Source organism: Nonomuraea lactucae, assembly GCF_003313395.1.
GTDB lineage: Bacteria > Actinomycetota > Actinomycetes > Streptosporangiales > Streptosporangiaceae > Nonomuraea > Nonomuraea lactucae.
The window spans coordinates 1-4878 of record NZ_QNFZ01000784.1 but is presented as its reverse complement, the minus strand read 5'-3'; the positions used below and the strand labels follow the sequence as shown (position 1 = coordinate 4878).

The 4878-nt window shown below is 74.6% G+C and carries 5 protein-coding genes; 3 read left to right on the top strand and 2 right to left on the bottom strand.

Features of this window, described 5'->3' with window-relative positions:
- From DQW85_RS27520 to DQW85_RS27505, 3 genes are all read left to right on the top strand, one after another.
- Positions 1-786, top strand: a 786-nt coding sequence (locus tag DQW85_RS27520) for a Gfo/Idh/MocA family protein (protein WP_162795427.1), incomplete at its 5' end; no start/stop codon positions are given.
- Between the two features lie 313 nt (positions 787-1099).
- Positions 1100-1540 (top strand): ABC transporter ATP-binding protein, encoded by a 441-nt coding sequence (locus tag DQW85_RS27510; RefSeq protein WP_240197459.1) that lies wholly within the window; start codon positions 1100-1102, stop codon positions 1538-1540.
- A 53-nt stretch (positions 1541-1593) separates the two neighbouring features.
- Positions 1594-2220 carry a Uma2 family endonuclease gene (locus tag DQW85_RS27505; protein WP_113702811.1) on the top strand — a complete coding sequence of 209 codons (627 nt, stop codon included), beginning with the start codon at positions 1594-1596 and terminating at the stop codon, positions 2218-2220.
- On the opposite strand, the gene DQW85_RS27500 is transcribed toward DQW85_RS27505, so the two are convergent.
- Both DQW85_RS27500 and DQW85_RS27495 read right to left on the bottom strand, forming a co-directional pair.
- Complete coding sequence (locus DQW85_RS27500) at positions 2204-3901, bottom strand: hydantoinase B/oxoprolinase family protein (RefSeq protein WP_113702810.1); 1698 nt, start codon at positions 3899-3901, stop codon at positions 2204-2206. The two genes, DQW85_RS27505 and DQW85_RS27500, sit on opposite strands and share 17 nt — an antisense overlap.
- Positions 3894-4878: hydantoinase/oxoprolinase family protein (locus tag DQW85_RS27495; protein WP_275888264.1), on the bottom strand; the 985-nt coding region annotated here is incomplete at its 5' end. The genes DQW85_RS27495 and DQW85_RS27500, both read right to left, overlap by 8 nt.

Below are 4878 nucleotides of genomic sequence, written 5' to 3'. Positions count from 1 at the left end.
GGCCCGCACACCCGGCTGGCCGGGGTCTGGGCCCGCCGCCCGGAGGCCGCCGCCCGGCTGGGCGCGCCGGTCTTCGAGCGGGTCGAGGAGCTGTTCGACGCCTGCGAGGCCGTCGCGTTCTGCGTGCCGCCCGCCGTACAGGCCGAGATCGGGGTCCGGGCGGCGCGGGCGGGCAAGGCGCTGCTGCTGGAGAAGCCGCTCGCCGACTCCCTGGAGAACGCCGAGCGCCTGGCGGAGGCGATCCGGGAGGCCGGGGTCGCCTCGCAGATGGTGCTGACCCTTCGCTACGCCGCCGGTACCCGGGAGTTCCTGGCGCGCTGCGCCGAGATCGAGCCGTTCGGCGGGCACGCCGCCAACATCACCGGCGTCCTGCTGGGTGACAACCCGTTCGCCACGCCGTGGCGGCTGGAGCGCGGCGCGCTGCTCGACGTGGGGCCGCACGTGGTGGACCTGCTCGACGCCGCCCTCGGGCCGGTCACCGGCGTGCGCGCGCACGGCCACCCGCTCGGCTGGACCGGCCTGCTGCTCGACCACGAGGGCGGCGCCGTCAGCGAGGCGTCGCTCTGCATGGCCGCTCCCGGAGACCCGCGGCCCTCCAGCGTCGCCGTCTACGGACGCAAGGGCAGCGCCCTGCTCCGGCCCGCGGACGACGGGGCGCTCGCCACCGTCGCCGAGGAGTTCGCCGGCACGGTACGGCAGGGCGGCGGGCACCCCCTCGACGCCGCCCGCGGCCTCCGGCTGCAGCGGATCATCGCCGAGGCCGAGGCGCAGCTCGCCGCCCCTTGACTCCGGGCCCGTCCGGGGTGTTGATAGCGTTCGTCCGACGCGCAGAGCGCAGCGAAGTCCGGTGCGAATCCGGCGCTGTCCCGCAACTGTCATAGCCAGGTCGCCTGCCTCCGCGCCGACGCCCCGGGCCCCGCCAGGGCCAGGCCGCTCTGGCTGGCCGGGGCGGTGGGTGTGCTGGCCGTCTCCATGGTGGCCGGCCTGCTCGACGGCGCGGCCGACATCTCCCCATGGCAGGTGGTCGTCCAGGTGCTCGACTGGCTGCCGCTGGTGGACGCCGACTCCGGCCTCGCACCCGTCGAGCGGGGCCTGCTCCATGAGATCCGGCTGCCCCGCGTCGGTGCTCGACCGGCTGGACCTGGCGGAGTTGGCGGCGCGCCGCGCGGGCGAGCTGTCCGGCGGCGAACGGCAGCGCGCGGTGCTGGCCAGGGCGCTCGCCCAGCAGGCCCCCGTGCTGCTCCTCGACGAGCCCACCACCGCCCTCGACCTCGGACACCAGCAGCAGGTGCTGGAGCTGGTCGACCGCCTCAGGCTCGCCGACGGGCTCACCGTCGTCACCACGCTGCACGACCTGACCGTCGCCGGGCTGTACGCCGACACCCTCCTGCTGCTCGCCGGGGGCCGCGCGGTGGCCGCCGGCGAACCCGGCCAGGTGCTCACCGAGGCGCTCGTCGGCACGCACTTCGGCGCGCAGGTGAAGACAGAGCCGGGCCCCGGCGGGCGGCCCGTCGTCCACCTCGTCAGGGGAGGACCGTGAGGCCAGGAGTGACGACTTCGTGACTGAGGGTCACGAGATCGGGGAAGTAGCATGTGGGCGAGGGCGAGATCCGCGACAATGAGTGGGTGACCGCGATGGCGACGACCGAACCTACCACCGGGCGCACGGTCCTTCCCGGCGTGCCACCCTTCACTGTCGACGACCTGCTCAAGTTCCCCGACGACGGGAACCGCTATGAGCTCTTCAACGGGAGCCTTCTGGTGAGCCCTTCCCCCGTCCCGCTGCACCAGCGTGCGATCCGCCGTCTCGAGCGCATCCTCGAAGACGCGGCTCCGCCTCACCTGGAGCCGCTGCAGGCCGTGAACCTGCGAGTGAGCGCCAGGGACTACTTCATCCCCGACCTGGTCGTGGTGCCGGTCGAGGTGACGGAGGCGGGGGAGCTGATGTTGTCGCCCGACGACATCCGGCTCGTCGTGGAGGTGGTGAGCCCGAGCACGAAGGCTCGGGACAGGCTGCTGAAGGTCGAGAACTACGCCGCCGCCGGCATCCCGCTGTACTGGCGGATCGAGCTGGACGAGGGGCCGACGGTCTACGTCCACGAGTTGGCCGACGAAGCCTACGGACCGCCGACCGCGCACAAGGCCGGGGCCATCGCCACCTTGGACGAGCCCTACTCCGTCGCCTTCGATCCCGCTGTCCTGCTCAGCCGTCACGGGTGAGGGAGCCGTCCGGGGCCAACCGGACGCCGTAGTCGTCCTCGGCGCCTCGCAAAGTGACGCGGCCCGACTCCAGGTCCTCCGCCACCGCCCCGAGATCCCGCTCGTACGGCGGGCCGATCCCGCCGCCGCCCGTCGTCTCCACCACGAACGCCTCTCCCGCCGCGAACAGCACGTTGTTCATCTTGGCCGCGAGCCGTTCGAGCGTGCCGTCCGGGCGCCGCCTGAAGAAGCCGCCCAGCCGACCCGGCAGACCGCCGTCGCGGCCCGGCGGGGCCAGGCGCAGGCGGTCGCCGCGGGTCGTGACGTGGCAGTCCGCCAGGAACCTGTGGACGGTGCGCGAGCCGAGCCCGCCCCGATGGCGGCCCGGCCCGCCCGAGTCGGGGATCGTCTCGATCGACTCGACGACCAGCGGGCAGCGGCTCTCCACCGGCTCCGCCTGCGGCACCGAGTTGCGGCCGATGCCGAAGTGGACGCCCGTCGCGTCGGGCCCGTCGAGTCCCTGGCGCGCACCGACGCCGCCGAAGTCGTAGGCGAGGTGGATCCAGTACGGCGCACCCACGGCGGCGATGGAGAACGGCTGCAGGATCCCGCTCGCCGCGATGGCCCGCTCGGGCACGGCGTCGGACAGCGCCTGGAAGACGGCCTCCATGGCCGCGTAGATGGGCACGAACCTGCCGCCGCAGGGGTAGGGGGAGCGGGCGTTGAGCAGCGAGCCCTCCGGCAGGCGCACGTCGATGGCGCGCAGGCAGCCGTCGTTCATGGGGATGGCGGGGTCGAGGAAGCACCGTACGGCGAAGACGGCCGCCGCCAGCGACTGGGAGGCCGAGGCGTTGACGGCGGCGGGCACCTGCCCGCCGGTCCCCTCGAAGTCCACCACCACGTCCGCCCCGGCCGCCCCCGCCGTGACGGCCACGCGGACGTGGTGCTCCCTGCCGGGGGTGATCCCGTCGTCGTCGATCGGGTACGACGCCTCGAACCTGCCGGCGGGCAGCCCGGCCAGGGCGGACCGCGTCCTGGCCTCCGTGTGGTCCAGGTAGTCCTCGATCCCCGCGGCCAGCCCCGCCTCGCCGTACTCCTCGATGAGCGCGCCGAGCCGGGCGGCGGCCACGGCGGTGCCCGCGATCAGGGCCCGCACGTCGCCCATGACCTTGTCCGGGGTGCGGCTGTTCGCGCGCAGGATCGCCTCGACGGCGGGTTCGAGGCCGGCGGCGGTGGCCAGCCGCACCGGCGGCAGCCGCAGCCCTTCCAGGAAGATGTCGGTGGCCAGCGGGGCCATGCCGCCGGCGGACAGCCCGCCCAGGTCCGAGACGTGGATCATGGTCGCGGTGAAGTACGCGGGCGTGCCGCCGACGAAGACGGGCCGGTAGACGAGCAGGTCGTTGGTGTGCACGCCGCCCCGGTAGGCGTCGTTGAGCACGTACACGTCGCCGGGCCGCATCGCGCCGAGCGGGATGTCCGCGACCAGCTCGGGGAGGGCGACCTTGAGGGCCATGCTGTTCATGAGCGTGGTGGCCACGGACTGCGCGATCAGCCGTCCCCGGGCGTCCAGGACGGCGGCGGAGGCGTCGGAGCCCTCGACGATGAACGTGGAGTACGCGGAGCGCACCACGACGATGCTGGCCTCCTCGGCGGCGACCACGAGCGCGTTGCGCAGCACCTCCGCCGTCAGCACGTCACGCACGCGCGGCCTCCTCGCGGAGCAGGTGCACGGCGCCCGCCGGGCCGGGACGGGCGGTCCACCCGGGCGGCACCACGATCGTGGACTCGGGGTCCTCGATGATGCCGGGGCCGGGGAGGGCGGTCAGGGTGGCCCGGGTGTGGACGGGGACGCGGGTGTAGCCGCCCGCCTCGGGGAAGTAGGCCGCCCGCGTGCCCGGGACCGGGGGGGCCTCCGGAAGGGACGCGGAGTCCGACGCCAGAGCCGACGTGGAGGCCGAGTTCGAGAGGGTCACCCGGACGCGGTAGCCGACCAGTTCGATCTCGCCCCGCTGCTCGATCCCGTACACCTGGGCGTACCGCGCGAAGAAACGCGACTCCAGCGCCTCCCGCGACGGGCTCCACTCAACCGTCAGGTCGTGCGACTGCCCCCGGAAGCGCGCGTCCACCGACCGGCGCACCCGCACACCCGGATCCGACGGCGACACCCCGAGGTCCTCGGCCGCCGCGCGTGCCAGCGTCGCGAAGACCTCCTCAGGGTCCGCGGCTCCCAGCCGCGACAGCACCCGGTCCGTCGACAGCTCGCCCGCGAGCAGCCCGGCGGCCGATGCCACCCCGCAGTGCGCGGGCACCACCACCAGCCCGATCCCGAACCGCTCGGCCACCCTCGCCGCGTGCATCGGCCCCGCCCCGCCGAACGCCACCAGCGCGAAGCCTCGCGGGTCGATCCCGCGCTGCACCGTCACCACGTGCACGGCCGAGGCCATGGCGGCGCTGACGATGGTGTGCACCGCCAGGGCCGCCTCCGCGCGCGAGACGCCGAGCGGCCCCGCGATCCGGTCGACGGCCTTCTCCGCGAGCGGCGGCGACAGGGGGATCGACGCCGACGCCAGGTAGCCGAGCACGAGGTTCGCGTCGGTCACGGTCGGCTCGCCGCCGCCGAGGCCGTAGCAGGCCGGGCCGGGGGAGGAGCCCGCCGAGCGCGGGCCGACGCGCAGCGCG